Annotated in this window: 16 protein-coding genes; 7 read left to right on the forward strand and 9 right to left on the reverse strand. The window is 64.5% G+C overall.

Translation table 11 applies throughout. The features are described from left to right. Nucleotides 1–174 precede the first annotated feature (174 nt). The 3 genes from tkt to NOF55_RS06715 all read left to right on the forward strand — a co-directional run bounded on the left by tkt (nucleotide 175) and on the right by NOF55_RS06715 (nucleotide 4,746). Nucleotides 175–2,157: a transketolase gene (tkt, locus tag NOF55_RS06705; protein ID WP_306410570.1), complete on the forward strand. Its 1,983-nt coding sequence runs from the start codon at nucleotides 175–177 to the stop codon at nucleotides 2,155–2,157. A gap of 157 nt (nucleotides 2,158–2,314) precedes the next feature. Then, a complete protein-coding gene (gap, locus tag NOF55_RS06710) occupies nucleotides 2,315–3,316 on the forward strand; it encodes a type I glyceraldehyde-3-phosphate dehydrogenase (protein ID WP_306410571.1) in 1,002 nt (333 codons plus the stop codon). A gap of 227 nt (nucleotides 3,317–3,543) precedes the next feature. After that, nucleotides 3,544–4,746 (forward strand): phosphoglycerate kinase, encoded by a 1,203-nt coding sequence (locus NOF55_RS06715; protein WP_306410572.1) that lies wholly within the window; start codon nucleotides 3,544–3,546, stop codon nucleotides 4,744–4,746. 82 nt (nucleotides 4,747–4,828) lie between these two features. Here the strand turns inward: NOF55_RS06715 and NOF55_RS06720 are convergent, their stop codons facing one another. Beyond that, complete coding sequence (locus tag NOF55_RS06720; RefSeq protein WP_306410573.1) at nucleotides 4,829–4,990, reverse strand: hypothetical protein; 162 nt, start codon at nucleotides 4,988–4,990, stop codon at nucleotides 4,829–4,831. Nucleotides 4,991–5,249: 259 nt separating this feature from the next. Here NOF55_RS06720 and NOF55_RS06725 point away from each other — a divergent pair, with 259 nt between their 5' ends. The 3 genes from NOF55_RS06725 to rcdA all read left to right on the forward strand — a co-directional run bounded on the left by NOF55_RS06725 (nucleotide 5,250) and on the right by rcdA (nucleotide 7,756). Then, a complete protein-coding gene (locus NOF55_RS06725) occupies nucleotides 5,250–6,614 on the forward strand; it encodes an MFS transporter (protein ID WP_306410574.1) in 1,365 nt (454 codons plus the stop codon). 2 nt (nucleotides 6,615–6,616) lie between these two features. Then, entirely contained in the window at nucleotides 6,617–6,805 is a 189-nt protein-coding gene (locus NOF55_RS06730) for a DUF1192 domain-containing protein (protein ID WP_370868956.1), read from the forward strand. 435 nt (nucleotides 6,806–7,240) lie between these two features. Beyond that, nucleotides 7,241–7,756, forward strand: coding sequence for a protease adaptor protein RcdA (rcdA, locus tag NOF55_RS06735; RefSeq protein WP_306410576.1), 516 nt, complete (start codon nucleotides 7,241–7,243; stop codon nucleotides 7,754–7,756). A gap of 370 nt (nucleotides 7,757–8,126) precedes the next feature. On the opposite strand, the gene rpmE is transcribed toward rcdA, so the two are convergent. Further along, nucleotides 8,127–8,348, reverse strand: a complete 222-nt coding sequence (gene rpmE / locus NOF55_RS06740) for a 50S ribosomal protein L31 (protein WP_306410577.1) — start codon at nucleotides 8,346–8,348, stop codon at nucleotides 8,127–8,129. 195 nt (nucleotides 8,349–8,543) lie between these two features. Between rpmE and NOF55_RS06745 the strand changes: the two genes are divergently transcribed. Next, nucleotides 8,544–10,352: an ABC transporter transmembrane domain-containing protein gene (locus NOF55_RS06745; protein WP_306410578.1), complete on the forward strand. Its 1,809-nt coding sequence runs from the start codon at nucleotides 8,544–8,546 to the stop codon at nucleotides 10,350–10,352. Nucleotides 10,353–10,395: 43 nt separating this feature from the next. Here the strand turns inward: NOF55_RS06745 and NOF55_RS06750 are convergent, their stop codons facing one another. The 7 genes from NOF55_RS06750 to NOF55_RS06780 all read right to left on the reverse strand — a co-directional run bounded on the left by NOF55_RS06750 (nucleotide 10,396) and on the right by NOF55_RS06780 (nucleotide 16,087). Then, nucleotides 10,396–11,427: a peptidoglycan -binding protein gene (locus tag NOF55_RS06750; RefSeq protein WP_306410579.1), complete on the reverse strand. Its 1,032-nt coding sequence runs from the start codon at nucleotides 11,425–11,427 to the stop codon at nucleotides 10,396–10,398. Further along, a complete protein-coding gene (locus tag NOF55_RS06755; RefSeq protein WP_306410580.1) occupies nucleotides 11,428–12,453 on the reverse strand; it encodes a flagellar motor protein MotA in 1,026 nt (341 codons plus the stop codon). A 99-nt stretch (nucleotides 12,454–12,552) separates the two neighbouring features. Then, entirely contained in the window at nucleotides 12,553–13,353 is an 801-nt protein-coding gene (locus tag NOF55_RS06760) for an inositol monophosphatase family protein (RefSeq protein ID WP_306410581.1), read from the reverse strand. 167 nt (nucleotides 13,354–13,520) lie between these two features. Continuing rightward, nucleotides 13,521–13,769 (reverse strand): hypothetical protein, encoded by a 249-nt coding sequence (locus NOF55_RS06765; protein ID WP_306410582.1) that lies wholly within the window; start codon nucleotides 13,767–13,769, stop codon nucleotides 13,521–13,523. A gap of 97 nt (nucleotides 13,770–13,866) precedes the next feature. Continuing rightward, complete coding sequence (locus tag NOF55_RS06770; RefSeq protein WP_306410583.1) at nucleotides 13,867–15,021, reverse strand: tetratricopeptide repeat protein; 1,155 nt, start codon at nucleotides 15,019–15,021, stop codon at nucleotides 13,867–13,869. Nucleotides 15,022–15,029: 8 nt separating this feature from the next. Then, entirely contained in the window at nucleotides 15,030–15,683 is a 654-nt protein-coding gene (locus tag NOF55_RS06775) for a thiamine phosphate synthase (RefSeq protein ID WP_306410584.1), read from the reverse strand. A gap of 227 nt (nucleotides 15,684–15,910) precedes the next feature. After that, complete coding sequence (locus NOF55_RS06780) at nucleotides 15,911–16,087, reverse strand: YdcH family protein (RefSeq protein WP_306410585.1); 177 nt, start codon at nucleotides 16,085–16,087, stop codon at nucleotides 15,911–15,913. Between the last annotated feature and the right edge of the window lie 52 nt (nucleotides 16,088–16,139).

Below are 16,139 nucleotides of genomic sequence, written 5' to 3' on the forward strand. Positions count from 1 at the left end.
GCCAAAGCCGTCACGCCGATTTCACGTTTCGGGCCTAGCGAAGAATACGGCGAACTCTGCCCGTGGCGCAGCCGGATTTATTGACATGGCCCGCGCACCTGATATGGAACACCCAAACTGAGCGGCCCCGCCGCCATAACCCCTGTCGCCGCCGGATTTAAGGATGGGACGATCATGATCTCTACAGAAAAGCACAACCAGATGGCCAACGCGATCCGTTTCCTGTCGATGGATGCCGTCGAGAAGGCCAAGTCCGGCCATCCCGGCCTGCCGATGGGGGCCGCCGATGTCGCGACCGTCCTCTTCACCCGCTTCCTGAAGTTCGATCCCAAGAACCCGCTCTGGCCCGACCGCGACCGTTTCGTCCTGTCCGCCGGCCACGGCTCCATGCTGCTCTACTCGCTGCTCTACCTCACCGGCTACGAAGACATGACCATCGAGGACATCAAGCAGTTCCGCCAGCTCGGCTCCAAGACCGCCGGCCACCCGGAATACGGCCACGCCTCGGGCATCGAGACGACCACCGGCCCGCTCGGCCAGGGTATTGCCACCGCCGTCGGCATGGCCATCGCCGAGCGCAAGCTGGCCCAGGAATTCGGCGCGGACGTGCAGAACCACTACACCTACGTCCTCGCCGGTGACGGCTGCCTCATGGAAGGCATCAGCCAGGAAGCCATCGCGCTCGCGGGCCACCTGAAGCTGAACAAGCTGATCGTCTTCTGGGACGACAACAACATCTCCATCGACGGCCCGATCTCGCTGGCCGATTCGACCGACCAGCACGCCCGCTTCCGCGCCTCGAAATGGCATACCATCGCCGTCGACGGTCACGATCCGGACGCCATCGCCGCTGCCATCGAGGAAGCGCAGAAGTCCGACAAGCCGACCATGATCGCGGCCAAGACGACGATCGGCTTCGGCGCGCCGCACAAGGCCGGCACCCACAAGGTGCATGGTTCGCCGCTGGGCGCCGAGGAAATCGCCGCCACCCGCGCCGCCCTCGGCTGGGAAGCCGAGCCCTTCGTCGTTCCGGCCGAGATTCTCGATACCTGGCGGCTGGCCGGCCTGCGTTCCACCAAGACCCGCAAGGACTGGGAGGGCCGCCTTGCCGCGCTGCCGGCCGAGAAGAAGGCCGAGTTCGAGCGCCGCTTCGCCGGCGACCTGCCCGGCACCTTCGACGGCGCCATCGACGCCTACAAGAAGAAGCTCGCCGAAACGAAGCCGACCGTCGCCACCCGCAAGGCATCCGAGGACGCGCTCGAGGTTATCAACGGCGTCGTGGTGGAAACCCTCGGCGGCTCCGCCGACCTGACCGGTTCCAACAACACCAAGACCAGCCAGACGGCCTCGATCACGCCCGACGATTTCTCCGGCCGCTACCTGCACTACGGCGTGCGCGAGCACGGCATGGCCGCCGCCATGAACGGCATCGCCCTGCACGGCGGCCTGATCCCCTATTCCGGCGGCTTCCTGATCTTCTCGGACTATTGCCGTCCGTCCATCCGCCTCGCCGCGCTGATGGGCATCCGCTCCATCCACGTCCTCACGCACGATTCCATCGGTCTCGGCGAGGACGGCCCGACGCACCAGCCGGTCGAACAACTGGCGGCGCTGCGCGCCATTCCGAACCTCAAGGTCTTCCGTCCGGCCGACGCCACGGAAACGGCCGAGTGCTGGCAGCTTGCCCTGCACGACAAGGAAAGCCCCTCGGCCATCGCCCTGACGCGCCAGAACCTCAGCCCCGTACGCACCGAATACAGCGAGAAGAACCTGTCGGCGCACGGTGCCTACGACATCGCCCCGGCCGATGGCGCCGAGGTCACGATCTTCGCCTCAGGCTCCGAGGTCGAGATCGCGCTGGCCGCCCGCAAGCTTCTGGCCGAAAAGAAGATCGTCGCCCGCGTCGTTTCCGTTCCCTGCTTCGAACTCTTCGCCCGGCAGCCGGAAGCCTATCGCAAGGCGATCATCGGCAATTCGCCGGTGCGCGTCGGCATCGAGGCCGCCATCCGCCAGGGATGGGACGAGATCATCGGCGCCGACGGCATCTTCGTCGGCATGACGTCCTTCGGCGCCTCCGGCCCCTACAAGGAACTCTACGAGCATTTCGGTATCACCGCCGGCGCAATTGTCGCAGCGGTTGAATCGAAGCTTGCATAAGGGCTTGCGAAGCCTTTCTATACCCGTCGCCTGATTTTGCGTTGCACACACACGCAGGCGGCAGGCCCAAAGAGCCCGAAGGGCACGGCGAAAGCGTTCGGACGCCGCGCCCTTCCGGAACCGACAAAACCGAACACCTGAAGCGGGAGTGACAAGAATGACTGTAAAGGTTGCCATCAACGGCTTCGGCCGCATCGGCCGCAACGTGCTGCGTGCGATCGTCGAATCCGGCCGCACCGACATCGAGGTCGTTGCCATCAACGATCTGGGCCCCGTCGAGACCAACGCCCACCTGATCCGTTACGATTCCGTCCACGGCAAGTTCCCGGGCACCGTCACGACCACTGCTGACACGATCGACGTCGGCCGCGGCCCGATCAAGGTCACTGCCATCCGCGATCCGAAGGAGCTGCCCTGGGGCGACGTCGACGTCGCGCTCGAATGCACCGGCATCTTCACCTCCAAGGAAAAGGCCTCCCTGCACCTTTCGAACGGCTCCAAGCGCGTTCTCGTGTCCGCCCCGGCCGACGGCGCCGACAAGACCATCGTCTACGGCGTCAACCACGGCACGCTGACCAGCGACGACATCATCGTCTCCAACGCGTCCTGCACCACCAACTGCCTCGCTCCGGTCGCATACGTCCTCCAGAAGGCCTTCGGCATCGAGAAGGGCTACATGACGACGGTTCACTCCTATACCGGCGACCAGCCGACGCTGGACACGCTGCACAAGGATCTCTACCGCGCCCGCGCCGCCGCCATGTCGATGATCCCGACCTCGACCGGCGCCGCCAAGGCCGTCGGCCTCGTCCTGCCGGAACTGAAGGGCAAGCTCGACGGCTCGGCCATCCGCGTCCCGACCCCGAACGTCTCGGTCGTCGACCTGAAGTTCATCCCGTCGCGCCCGGTCACGAAGGAAGAGGTCAACGAAGCCGTGAAGGCTGCCGCCGAAGGCGAGCTGAAGGGCATCCTCGGCTACGTCACCGCGCCGCTCGTCTCGATCGATTTCAACCACGACCCGCATTCCTCGAGCTTTGCCGCCGACCAGACCAAGGTTCTGGAAGGCAACCTCGTGCGCGTCCTGTCCTGGTACGACAACGAATGGGGCTTCTCCAACCGCATGGCCGACACCGCCGTCGCCATCGGCAAGCTGCTCTGATACCGGTCGAGAAAGCCGTTATCCGTCCCGCATGGCCGCACCCGAAAGGGTGCGGCTTTTTGTTGCAATGCGGTTTCCACACCCGCTTCCATCCGTTTAAATCGTTATAAAAACAATGGACGAGGGGTGCAAAAAGACAAGCGCCGCGAAGTGCTTGCGTCAGCGATCTGTCCGTGTATGGTCCCCTGTTATAGATGTCCAAGACCAAAGACAGGTGGAAAATTACCATGCCGGCCTTCAAGACCCTCGATGACCTGAGCGATATCTCCGGAAAGCGTGTTCTCGTTCGCGTAGATCTCAATGTGCCCGTCGCCGACGGCAAGGTCAGCGACACGACCCGCATCGAGCGCGTAGCCCCGACGATCAAGGAACTGGCTGCCAAGGGCGCGAAGGTGATTCTCCTTGCCCATTTCGGCCGCCCCAAGGGCGTTCCCGCGCCGGAATTCTCGCTGTCCATCGTCGCCCCCGCGCTCGAGCAGGTTCTCGGCCAGCCGGTCGCGTTCGCGGGCGACTGTATCGGCGACGTCGCGAAGCAGGCCGTGGACGCCCTGCCCGCCGGCGGCGTTCTCCTGCTTGAAAACACCCGCTTCCACAAGGGCGAGGAAAAGAACCTGCCGGAGTTCGTCGAGGCGCTTGCCGCCAACGGCGACATCTACGTGAACGACGCCTTCTCGGCCGCGCACCGTGCCCATGCCTCGACGGAAGGTCTTGCCCATCACCTGCCCGCCTATGCCGGCCGCACCATGCAGGCCGAACTGGAAGCCCTCGAAAAGGGTCTCGGCAATCCGCAACGCCCGGTCGTCGCGATCGTTGGTGGCGCCAAGGTCTCCACCAAGATCGACCTGCTGTCCAACCTCGTGAAGAAGGTCGATGCGCTCGTCATCGGCGGCGGCATGGCCAACACGTTCCTTGCCGCGCGCGGCGTCGATGTCGGCAAGTCGCTGTGCGAGCACGACCTTGCCGAGACCGCCAGCCAGATCACGATCGACGCTGCCGCCGCCGGCTGCGCCATCGTTCTGCCCGATGACGGCGTGGTCGCCCGCGAATTCAAGGCCGGGGCCGAAAACGAGGTGGTCGCCATCGACGCCGTGCCGGCCGACGCCATGATCCTCGATGTCGGCCCCAAATCCATCGACAACGTGAAGGCATGGATTTCCCGCGCCGAAACGCTGGTCTGGAACGGCCCGCTCGGCGCTTTCGAAATCGCCCCGTTCGACGCCGCCACGGTGGCGGCGGCCAAACATGCCGCCGATTGCACCAGGGCCGGCAAGCTGGTCTCGGTCGCCGGCGGCGGCGATACGGTGGCCGCGCTCAACCACGCCGGCGTTGCCGGCGACTTCACCTATGTCTCGACCGCCGGCGGCGCCTTCCTGGAATGGATGGAAGGCAAGGAACTGCCCGGCGTCGCCGTCCTGACGCAGACGGCCTGATACCGGCAATGCGTGGGCGGCTGCGTGCCCCCCGCGCATTCCTGCCACGACCCGGGGGCGGAAGACCCGCCCCCACTCAGTTTCAGATAAGGTCGCGCAACACGATGGTCGCGGCCCAGATCGCGAAAGTGGCAACCGCCAGTTTCCAGAAGTCGGAGCGCCGTTTCAGGCCCGGCAGGCCGAGCGGCCGGATGATCTGCACCACCATGACCAGAAGCATGAAAAGGCCGATCGCTTTGGTCATGAATGTCTCTCCCGTCCTGCACTGTCCGGAGCGCCGTGCATCCGAACGGACGCACTAAAGCCATTCCAGGAAAAGTGTGAAGCGATTTCCGTCCGGAAATGCTCCCGTCAGGACGACATCGGCCATAAGGGCCGTGCTGGCAAGCGCTTTCTGTCCGCGCGAAACAACGACAGCCTGCCGAAAGCAACGCCGCCTATTGTCGAAATCTCTCTTTGGCCTACCTTATTTTTATCAAGAACCGCCACTACAGACAGTGCACATGCCTCGTAACCTCCTGCCCATCCTCGCCCTGCTGTGCGGCACGCTCTTCCTGTTTTCCGGAAACGGTCTGCATGGACTGCTCCTGCCCGTGCGCGGTACGCATGAAGGCTATTCCAACGAAATGCTGGGCCTGCTCGGCACGTCCTGGGCCTCCGGCTTCGTGCTGGGCTGTTTCTTCGCCCCGTCCCTCATCCGCCGCATCGGCCATGCGCGCGCCTTCTCGGTCTTCGTCGCCCTGATCGCCATCGTCGCGCTGACGACCGGCATCATCATCGACGACATCGTCTGGGTGGCATTGCGGGCCATGACCGGCTTCTGCATCGCCGGCACGTCGATGATCATCGAGAGCTGGCTGAACGAACGCGCCACGAACGAAAGCCGCGGCGCCATCTTCTCCTTCTACATCGCCATCACGCTGATCGGCGTGGTCGGCGGGCAGATGTCGCTGGCGCTCGGCGATATCTCGACGCAGACGCTCTTTCTGGCCTGCGGCATCTTCTATTGCCTCGCCATCCTGCCGACGACGATGTCCAACGCGGCCACGCCGCAGCCGCTGAAGGCGGTGAAGCTCGATCTGCCCACCCTCTTCAGGACGTCGCCGGTCTCCTTCTTCGGCATCCTGCTGATCGGCATCGCCAACGGCGCGTTCGGCACGCTCGGCGCCGTGTTCGGCGCACGCGCCGGTCTCAGCCAGAGCAGCATCGCCCTGATGATGAGCCTGACCATCTTCGCCGGGGCGCTGGCGCAGTTTCCCGCCGGCCGGCTCTCCGACCGCATCGACCGCCGCCACGTTCTCGCCGGCCTTTCGGGCGTCGCCTCCCTCGCCGGCCTCCTGATCGTCATCCTGCACCCGTTCGATGCCGTCAACCTGATCCCGCTGATCGTCTTCTACGGCGCCGCGGCAAACGCGCTCTATCCGATTGCCGTCGCCCATGCGAACGACTTCGCCGCACCGGAAGACTTCGTGAAGGTCTCCGGCGGCCTTCTCCTTCTCTTCGGCATCGGCACCATCATCGGCCCGACCATCGGCGGTCCCGTGATGACGCTCTACGGCCCGCATTTCCTCTTCGCGGTGACGGCGCTGGCGCATCTGTCGATCACGCTCTGGGCGATCTTCCGCAGCCGCATGCGGGCGCCGATTCCCGTCGAGGAACGCGAGAGCTACACCACCGTGCCGATGGGCACGACGCCCGCCCTCACCCCCGAAGCAAGCGCGCTTGACCCGCGCGCCGTCGCGGAAGACACTCCCTCCGAAGACAATCCGGCCGGGGACACGCCGGACGAGGCGGCCGCCGAAGCGGAGGCTGTCCCCGAAGGTCTGGCCGAGGCCGATCCGGCCGAAAGGGAGGAGGAGCGCCAGTGAGCATCGGGGAAGAGGACGACCGGCCGAAAGGAAAGCCCGCCCATGAAATCGGCGGCGATCTGTCCGCCCTTTCCGCCGACGAACTGACCGCACGGATCGCGCTTCTTCGCGCGGAAATCGAACGTCTGGAAGCCGAGCGCGCCCGCAAGTCCGCCGGCCGCACGGCGGCGGAAAGCCTGTTCAAGCGATAGCCCGAAATTCCCTGATCGCGTTTCGCGGCCCCTGCCGCCGGCCGCATGTTTCTTCCATGAAACAATTTACACAAACTGTCCGGAAGCTGCCCAATACCGGGAAACGACTTCGTTTCATCGCGTGTCGTTAAGACTTTATTAAGCTTTATAATGGATTATTGTGGGTATCCGGATTCGTCCGGACTCAGACAGTTTCACCGTCTTGGCGAATTGGTCTGATTTTCTCCCTGTTTTACCTTCGGAGCCGCTCACCAGCGGCTCTCTTTTTTTGCCCTAAAAAGCGCAAAATTGTGGGAATTAACCTTTCCTTAAGAAACGCCTTGCGCATTTCTGGTATTCAGAGCATCCTCAAGGACACAAAAAGACGGGAAAAAGGCATTTTTTCAGCCTTCCGTAATTGCCCGAAAAGTGATGCGTTAACAGGGATTTGGTTCTATGTCTGACCTCGGATTGAATACGATCAGCTTTGCAGGTCGCGCGGCCTCCTCCTCCCAGTTCAAGGCGCTGTATGCCGAGGGCATGGCGCTCGTCGAGGAAACCGCAACCTATCTCGATGGCGACGGTCGTACGGCCTCCAAGATCCTGCCGCGCATGGCCTCGGTCCTTTATGCGGCGGAATCCATGCGCCTCACCACCCGCCTGATGCAGATGGCCTCGTGGCTGTTGCTCCAGCGCGCCGTGAACAATGGCGAAATGACCCGCGAGCAGGTTCTGTCCGAAAAGAGCAAGGTGCGTCTGGACGGTTTCAACGTCGACCGCCACGCTCCCGGCTGGAACGACCTGCCGGAGGCATTCCGCGACCTGGTCGAGCGCTCGCTGCGCCTCCAGAACCGCATCTCCGTTCTCGACCGTGAAATCTACCGTCCCGCCGACGCCGTGATCGTTCCCGACAACGAAAACAGCGTTCAGGCCCAGCTCGACCTGCTGCGTACGGCTTTCTCGGTCCATTGACCCTTCCGCAAGTACCTCCAGGTCAACTCAAGGCGCGGTTCCGGCCGTGCTCAAACTGCTGACAAAGGGCTCATCGCTCTCTTCCGTCATGGTCGGGCTTGGTCCCGACCATCCACCGCGCCGCCTGCGGTGTGGACCTTCGGGTTAAACCCGAGGGTGACGAAGGAAAGGGTTTGTCGATACACTGGCGCGGTTTCGGCCGCGCTTTTCTTTGATCTGTCGACCTGAAGCGGACAACAAAAATCCGGCCGAAGCCGGTTTCAGACTGCTGACAAAACGTCGATTGCTCTCTTACGTCCTCTTCAGTCAATACAAAAAACCCGGCTGAAAAGCCGGGTTTTCCACAATCGCCTTCGCTCGCAAGCAGGAATCAGAGGCCGAGGCCGCCGAAACGCTTGTTGAACTTGGAAACGCGGCCACCGCGGTCCATGAGCTGCTGGTTGCCGCCGGTCCAGGCCGGATGCGAGTTCGAATCGATTTCGAGGTTCATGACGGCGCCTTCGGAACCCCAGGTCGAGCGGGTTTCGTACTCGGTGCCATCGGTCATGACCACCTTGATAAAGTGATAGTCGGGATGGATGTCGGCCTTCATCGTAATCTTCCTGGTGCTTCGGGGCTCATTTGCTTTATGTCAAGGAAGCAAGCGAGCCGATCCAATAATCAAAGCCGTGTTCGCAGGTAGCGGAGCACGGCTTTCCAATTCCGTGCCGTGCCTATACATGAAGGCCGACCAGATAACAAGTACCCCGTGCGGCCGATCCGGCGGCATGGGGAGAATGGAGAAAACGTGTCGAGACAAGCCAACAGGACGGAAGAACCCGGCCGCAAATCGGTCAAGCCGCTTCTCGGCCTGCTTCCCTATCTGAAGCGATATCGCACGCTCGTGGCGGCGGCGCTGTTCTTTCTCGCGCTTGCCGCCGTCGCCACGCTGGCCCTGCCGCTGGCCGTCCGCCGCATGGTGGATCACGGCTTCAGCGAGGCAGATTCCGGCTTCATCAACAATTACTTCCTGATGCTGATGGTGATTGCCGGCGTCCTCGCCCTGGCGAGCGCCATGCGCTACTACTTCGTCATGCTGCTCGGCGAGCGCGTGGTGACGGACCTGCGCAACGATGTCTTCGCCCACATCACCGCGCTCTCGCCCGAATTCTACGACAAGAGCCAGTCGGGCGAAATCGTCTCGCGCCTCACCAACGATGCCGCGCAGATTCGCTCCGCCGCCGGCTCCGCGGCTTCCGTGGCGCTGCGCAACACCATCCTGTGCCTGGGGGCCATCGTCATGATGGTCTATACCAGCCCGAAACTCTCCGGCATGGTGCTGGTGGCGATCCCGTTCATCGTCTTTTCGCTGGTCGCCTTCGGCCGCTCGGTGCGCCGCCGCTCGCGCCAGGCGCAGGATGCACTGGCCGATGCCGCCGCGTTTGCCGGCGAGACCATCGGCGCCATCCGCACCGTCCAGGCCTTCAATGGCGAACGCGCCGCCAACACCCGCTACGCGACCGCCGTCGAAAAGGCTTATGACGCCGCCCGTTCCGCCGTCGGCGCCCGCGCCCTGCTGACCGGCGTCGCCATATCGCTGGTCTTCGGCAGCGTCGTCGCCATCCTCTGGTTCGGCGCGCAGAGCGTCCTGTCCGGCGACATGTCCGCCGGAACGCTCGGCCAGTTCGTCCTCTACTCCGTGATTGCCGCAAGCGGTCTCGGCCAGCTTTCCGAGGTGTGGGGCGAACTGTCCCAGGCGGGCGGCGCGGCCGAACGGCTGAGCGAGCTTCTGGCGGAACAATCCAACATCGCCACCCCCGCCGCCCCGCAGACGATGCCGGTGCCGGCCCGAGGCGCGGTGGAGTTCGATGCCGTGACCTTCGCCTATCCGGCAGCCCCCGGCCGCGATATCCTGAACGGCCTGTCCTTCACCGCCCGGCCGGGCGAAACCGTCGCCGTCGTCGGCCCGTCGGGCGCTGGCAAGAGCACGCTGTTCTCCCTTCTGCTGCGGTACTACGATCCGTCAGGCGGCGCGATCCGCATCGACGGCACGGATATCCGCAGCGCCTCGCTCGAGGACCTGCGCGCCCGCATCGCCATCGTGCCGCAGGACGTGACGATATTCGCCGCCTCCATTCACGACAACATCGCCTTCGGCTGTCCGCAGGCGACGCCCGAAATGGTGAAGGCCGCAGCCGTCGCCGCGCAGGCGGACGAATTCATCGGCAAGCTGGACAGGGGATATGAGACGCTGGCCGGCGAGCGCGGCGTCACGCTCTCCGGCGGCCAGCGCCAGCGCATCGCCATTGCCCGCGCCATCCTGCGCGATGCGCCTCTGCTTCTCCTCGACGAGGCCACGTCGGCGCTCGATGCCGAAAACGAGACATTGGTGCAGCAGGCGCTGGAGGGGCTGATGCGCAACCGCACGACGCTGGTCATCGCCCATCGCCTCGCCACGGTGCTGAAAGCCGACCGCATTCTGGTCATGGACGAAGGCCGGCTCGTCGAGGAAGGCACGCATGCGAGCCTTATCCGCACCAACGGTCTCTATGCCCGCCTCGCCCGCCTGCAATTCGACGCCGGAAACGCCGAACTGCCGCAGGACGCCGCCCAGTAAGGGCGCCGCCCCCGGCAGCAGGCGCCGGCGTCCAGAACGGGCCTTACCGTTCCGTCAGCTTGAATTCGATACGGCGGTTCTGGGCGCGCGCTTCCGGCGTATTGCCGGGCACGAGGGGCTGATACTCGCCGAAGCCCGCCGCCACCAGCCGGTCGGCGGGCACGCCCTGGCTCATGAGGTATTTGACGACCGAGGTGGCGCGGGCGGAGGAAAGCTCCCAGTTGTCGGCATAACGGCCGGTGCCGGCAAGCGGCACGTTGTCGGTGTGGCCGTCGACGCGCAGCACCCAGTTGATTTCCGGCGGAATTTCCCGCGCAAGCTCGATCAGCGCCCCGGCCAGCTTGCGCATCTCGTCCAGCCCCGCCGGATTGATGTCGGCGGCGCCGGAGGGAAACAGAACTTCCGACTGGAAGACGAAACGGTCGCCGACGATGCGGATATTTTCCCGGTCGGAGAGAATTTCGCGAAGACGGCCGAAGAAGTCCGAGCGGTAGCGGTTGAGTTCCTGCACTTTCTGCGCCAGCGCGACGTTGAGGCGGCGCCCCAGATCGGCGATCCGCGCCTGCGAGGCCTGATCCTTGGCTTCCGATGCCTGCAAGGCCGATTCGACAGCGGCGATCTGCGCGCGCAGCGCCGCGATCTGCTGGTTCAGAAGCTCGACCTGGCTCATGGCCCGCTCGCTGATTTCCCGCTGCTGGGAAAGCTCGCCGCTCAGGGACGAAATCCGCTGGTCTGCAGCGCCGGCCGAGCCGGTGCCGGCATCGAGCAGCGATTGCAGGCGCGAGCGTTCCCTTTCGGAGGTGCTGAGCGACGACTGCAAGGCCGCAAGCGAATCCTCGAGATCCTGCTTGCCGCCCTTTTCGAGCGCCAGAAGCTCCGTCAGTTCGGCGATCTGGCTGTTGAGACGGATGAGAACCTCGTCCCTGCCGGAGATTTCCCGGCTCAGCACGAACTGCGCCAGAACGAAGACCGTGAGCAGGAACATGACGGCCAGAAGCAGCGTGGACAGCGCATCCACGAAGCCCGGCCAGTAATCCACGCCGCGTTCGCGGCGACGGTTCTTCGCCAGAGCCATTTAGCCGTTGCCCCCGCTCTTCCTGGCCGCCAGAATGTCGATGACCCGGCGCAATTCCTGGCTCTCCTGCTGCTGTTTCTCGATCCAGTCACGCAGCATCTGCTGTTCGTTGCGCATGTTGCGTACAAGCCCCTGCACGCCCTCGGCCAGATGTGCCATAGCGGCGACGGAACGCTCCTCTGCCCCGCCCGCCTTGGCGAGCTTGGCAAGCTCCTCCGTCAGCCGGCGCAGATCCTCCGAGCCCGCGACTTGAGACCCGTTACCGGCATCCGAACCGACATCCGTGACCGAGGACAGCCAGTTTTCCACCTCCATGTAGAAACGGTTCTGGGCGCGGCCCGCCTGAAGGTCGAGGAAGCCCAGGATGAGCGAGCCGGAAAGGCCGAGCAGCGAGGACGAGAACGCGGTGCCCATGCCGGCCAGCGGCTGGCCGAGGCCGTTCTTGACGGCGGACAGCACGTCGTTGCTGTCGCCGCCCGTATCGAGCGACTGGATGACGCTGCCGATCGAGCCGATCGTTCCGATCAGTCCCCAGAACGTGCCGAGCAGGCCGAGAAAGACGAGAAGGCCGATGAGATAGCGGGAGGTATCGCGCGACTCGTCGAGGCGTGTCGCGATGGAATCGAGGATGGATCGGGACGCCGCGGTCGACAGCGCCTGCGCGTGGCGGCGGCCGATCAGCGAGCGCATCGGCGCCAGGAGCTTCGGCTCCCCGCCGACCCGGTCGGCATCCTGCCCGGCTGCCTGGAACGAATTGAACCATTGCGCTTCGCGCCGCAACCCGAACACATGCGTGAAGACGAGGATGGCGCCGATCAGCAACACGCCGAGGATCAAGCCGTTGAGCCCCGGATTGGTCATGAAGGCCGTATGCGCCTGCCGGTAAAGAATCGCCGTAATGAAACCGACGATGATGAGAAACAGCACCATCGTCCAGAAAATCGGCATGGGGCTGGACAGTTTTGCAGCTCCGGCAAACCGCCCCGTTTCGAAACCGTCCGTTTCGTCCACACTGATATCCGCCATAACTCTCACACTCGTTCAGGGAATCCTGCGCGAACGCTAGAGGAAAATTGCGACGAATAGAAGGGATAACCTTGCCGGTTCAGAACCGGCGGAAAGGGATCAGGCTTTCGGCACCGGACGGTTGACGACGCCCAGCAGCGCCTTGTGGATCTGCTCGTTGCCGGCGACCACGGAGCCCGTGCCGAAAATGTCGCTGCCGCCCTTCAGGTCGGAAACGAAACCGCCCGCCTCGCGGATCAGCACCAGCCCGGCGGCCACGTCCCACGGCATGAGATCGGCTTCCCAGAACCCGTCGAGACGGCCCGCGGCCACATAGGCGAGATCGAGCGAGGCCGCGCCGAAACGCCGCATGCCGGCCACTTCGCCCATCACATGACGAAGCTCGACGAGGAACTTGCCGTGGTGGCCGCGGCCGAGATGCGGAACGCCGCAGCCGATGACGGCATCCGAAAGGCTGCGCCGCGCCGCGATGCGGATGCGGCGATCGTTGAGGAACGCGCCGCCGCCGCGTTCGCCGACGAACAGCTCGTCGGTCGCCGGATTGAAGATCACGCCGGCGACGATCTCGCGGTCGCGCTCCAGCGCGATGGACACGGCAAACTGCGGAATGCCGTGCAGGAAATTGGTCGTGCCGTCCAGCGGATCGACGATCCAGCGATGCGCGCCGTCCGTGCCGATGATCTCCTCGCTCTCCTCGCCGAGGAAGCCGTAGGTCGGGCGGGCCTTCAGAAGCTCCTCGCGCACGACGCGCTCGGCGCGCAGGTCGGCCTGCGAGACGAAATCGCCCGGCCCCTTCACCGAAACCTGAAGGTTCTGCACTTCGCCGAAGTCGCGTGCCAGCGACTTGCCTGCCTTGAGGGCGGCCTGAACCATCACGTTGAGAAGGGCTGAGCGGGCCATGTTGCGGTGTCCTTGAAAAATCCGGCGAGCCATCCGGAAGCCGGATCGGCCAAAGCGTTCATGCGGTCATGATTGATCGGCGGGTTCAAGACCACAAAACGCGCCGGAATTCAAGGGGCGGCAGGAGAAACAGGTCCAGGGACCGCTTTCCCGGACGGCGATGCCCCTCAGTCGCCCGACCGCACGCGGCCGGAGGTGGGATCGGCAACGAGACGCCTGACGAGCCCTCTCCCCCGTTTCCCCACGCACGAAAGCGCAAGCAGCGCCAGGATCGCCAACGGCCAGGCGACGCACAGCACGAGGCCGATGACCCGCATCGCATCCCATTTTGCGCCACCTCTCCCGCCCTCGACAAGGGTCGCGGCAAGGATGGGAACGGTGACGACGCCATAGAGGCCGATAGCGATATACTTCATCGCCGGGGGAAGGGAATCATTCGGGCACGCGGGGCCGGCATTGCCGCACCGCCGGGCGGAAAGCCATACCGGAAACGCATTCGCCGTCCATGCAGCTTCACTGGGTCAACTGGCGCAGTTCGAGCCGCGCCTCACCCATCGCCGCGCGGCGCGCGGCGGCAAAGCTGTTGGCCGCCTCTGTCGCCTTCTCCTGGGTTTCGTCGCTGATGCCGAGGAAGAAATCCTCCAGATCGTCATCGCCGAGCCCGGCCCGCCGCGACAGGACATACCATTTGCCGGCCTCAACCGGGTCCGGACGCGTGCCAATGGCATGGACGTAAAGCAGGGCAAGCTTGTTCTGGGCCGCGACATTGCCGCGAAGGGCAGCGACCCGTAGCCAGCGGAACCCTTTCTCGTAATCGACATCGCCGCCGATGCCCTCGATCAGCCAGACGCCCATGTCGTGCTGCGCGGTGTCGTGGCCGGCCGCCGCAGCCTTTTCGAGATAGTCCCGCGCCAGCGCCTTCTTCTCCGCGGATACGCTTTCCAGGCCGACATAAAGCTGCGAGACGGCGTATTGCGCATCGGCCAGGCCCTGATCCGCAGCCTTTTCGTAATAGGGCAAGGCCAGCGCGAGGCCCTCATCGCCCGGATTGTCCGAAGCCACCATCTGCGCATAGTTGAACTGCGCCGACGCATTGCCCGCCTCGGCGGCCTTGCGCATGTAATCCTGGGCCAGCGCCCGGTCGCGCGGCACGTCGCGCCCGTCCATCAGCAGCAGCGAATACTGGAACATTCCCGCCGGATCGCCGCGCCTGGCCGCCTCGCCATACCAGAAGGCCGCGTTCTTGCGGTCCCGCTTGATGCCGAGCCCCTGCGACATCATTTCGCCGACGAGCGTCTGGGCCGTCGCATCGCCCTGTTCGGCCCGCGCCAGCGCAAGCTGGAGGGCGGTGACGTAAAGCCCCCGCTGATAGGCCCCGTAAGCCTCGTCCACGACGCCCTCATAGGGCTTTTCCTGCGGAAGCGGCGGCAGACCGGCGCCCATGCGGTCATAGATCCTGAGGCCGGCGGCAGGCACATCCGGCTCGTCCATGATCGAACGCGGATCGTCGTCGGCGCTCTTGACGCGGCTGCTCTTCACAGGCGCCGCGCCGCCTTCGCTCTGCTGGGATCGGATGGCCTGCGCCAGCGCCGGGCGCTCGGCCCCTGCACAGCAGAGGGCCAGAACGGGCAGAACGAAAACAAGGCGGCGCGTCGGGATTCGGCTCATGCCAACCTTCAAGCCTCAAACCGTGGCGCTTTTTCGTCAAGAACCGCGTTGATTTCCGCAACGGCCGCCGCCGCGCCGGCGGGATGGGAAAAAACCGCCTTGGAAAGCGCGACGAATTCGGCGCCGGTCTCCGCGACGGCCAGAGCGGAACCCAGATCCGAGCCGCCCATGACGATGCACGGAATCGCGACCATTTCGGACCACCACTCGCCGAGCGCCAGGTTCTTCGGATGCGGCTCCGGCTTGATGTCGCCGTCGAGCTTGCCGAAGAAGAGATAGTCGGGGCTGGCGTCGCCCATTTCCAGCGCGGTATGGCGTTCCGTCGCATTGCCGCCGCCGACGATGAGCTTTGGCGCAAATTTCTCCACCGCCTCGGCGAGCGCCTCGGCATTGCCGGTGACATGAAGCCCGTCGGCCTTGACGCGCCCGGCCACCCGGCTGTCGCCGGCGACCAGCGCCGCCGCTCCGGCCGCCTGCGCCACCGGCACGAGGGCTGCGGCAAGCTTCTGGAAGGCGACGTCGTCGAGATCGTATTGCGGCAGGATCACGGAGGCGACATCGCCACCCTTCAGGGCATCGCCCAGAATTTTCGCCTGTTCGTCGGCATCGCCTCCCTGCGGAACGATCAGCACGAGGCGGCAGCGGTCTTCGGGTGAGGTCATGTCAATCCTGCTCGGCGTGGGCCACCGCCTTGGCGCGCGGCCCGTGTTTCATCCGTCCTTCGATAAACCGGACGGGCGCAAGGTTCAATGGTGCAGAGAAAAACCCAGGAGACGGTCCGGTGCGAGGGGATGGCCGGGCCGGATACGAGACCGCCGCCCCGGCGGCTCCGTCCCATCCTCCCGGAACGGAACCACCGAAGCGGCGGCGGTGTCATGCGGAAATGCGATCAGTGGCGTGTCATTTCCTTGATACGATGCATTTCATCCTTGATGCGCAGCTTGCGCCGCTTGAGTTCGTAGATGTGCCTGTCCGTGGAAGAGGGCGACGTAAGAGCGGTGCGCAACTCCTCCTCAAGAGCACCATGCTTCTTTTCAAGCGATTCAAGATGAGCCTGAATGGTCATGTGACACGTCCTTCCTTCGTGTACCCGTCCCGGCCATCCCATCGCCGGGACT

The organism is Ectorhizobium quercum, assembly GCF_026552795.1.
In the GTDB taxonomy this organism is placed as follows: domain Bacteria; phylum Pseudomonadota; class Alphaproteobacteria; order Rhizobiales; family Rhizobiaceae; genus Ectorhizobium; species Ectorhizobium quercum.

What these genes read in the sequence shown, in the direction of transcription:
- tkt (WP_306410570.1), top strand. Translation starts at nt 175, where the DNA reads ATGATCTCTACAGAAAAGCACAACCAGATGGCCAACGCGATCCGTTTC.
- gap (WP_306410571.1), top strand. Translation starts at nt 2,315, where the DNA reads ATGACTGTAAAGGTTGCCATCAACGGCTTCGGCCGCATCGGCCGCAAC.
- NOF55_RS06715 (WP_306410572.1), top strand. Translation starts at nt 3,544, where the DNA reads ATGCCGGCCTTCAAGACCCTCGATGACCTGAGCGATATCTCCGGAAAG.
- NOF55_RS06720 (WP_306410573.1), bottom strand. Translation starts at nt 4,990, where the DNA reads ATGACCAAAGCGATCGGCCTTTTCATGCTTCTGGTCATGGTGGTGCAG.
- NOF55_RS06725 (WP_306410574.1), top strand. Translation starts at nt 5,250, where the DNA reads ATGCCTCGTAACCTCCTGCCCATCCTCGCCCTGCTGTGCGGCACGCTC.
- rcdA (WP_306410576.1), top strand. Translation starts at nt 7,241, where the DNA reads ATGTCTGACCTCGGATTGAATACGATCAGCTTTGCAGGTCGCGCGGCC.
- rpmE (WP_306410577.1), bottom strand. Translation starts at nt 8,348, where the DNA reads ATGAAGGCCGACATCCATCCCGACTATCACTTTATCAAGGTGGTCATG.
- NOF55_RS06750 (WP_306410579.1), bottom strand. Translation starts at nt 11,427, where the DNA reads ATGGCTCTGGCGAAGAACCGTCGCCGCGAACGCGGCGTGGATTACTGG.
- NOF55_RS06755 (WP_306410580.1), bottom strand. Translation starts at nt 12,453, where the DNA reads ATGGCGGATATCAGTGTGGACGAAACGGACGGTTTCGAAACGGGGCGG.
- NOF55_RS06760 (WP_306410581.1), bottom strand. Translation starts at nt 13,353, where the DNA reads ATGGCCCGCTCAGCCCTTCTCAACGTGATGGTTCAGGCCGCCCTCAAG.
- NOF55_RS06765 (WP_306410582.1), bottom strand. Translation starts at nt 13,769, where the DNA reads ATGAAGTATATCGCTATCGGCCTCTATGGCGTCGTCACCGTTCCCATC.
- NOF55_RS06770 (WP_306410583.1), bottom strand. Translation starts at nt 15,021, where the DNA reads ATGAGCCGAATCCCGACGCGCCGCCTTGTTTTCGTTCTGCCCGTTCTG.
- NOF55_RS06775 (WP_306410584.1), bottom strand. Translation starts at nt 15,683, where the DNA reads ATGACCTCACCCGAAGACCGCTGCCGCCTCGTGCTGATCGTTCCGCAG.
- NOF55_RS06780 (WP_306410585.1), bottom strand. Translation starts at nt 16,087, where the DNA reads ATGACCATTCAGGCTCATCTTGAATCGCTTGAAAAGAAGCATGGTGCT.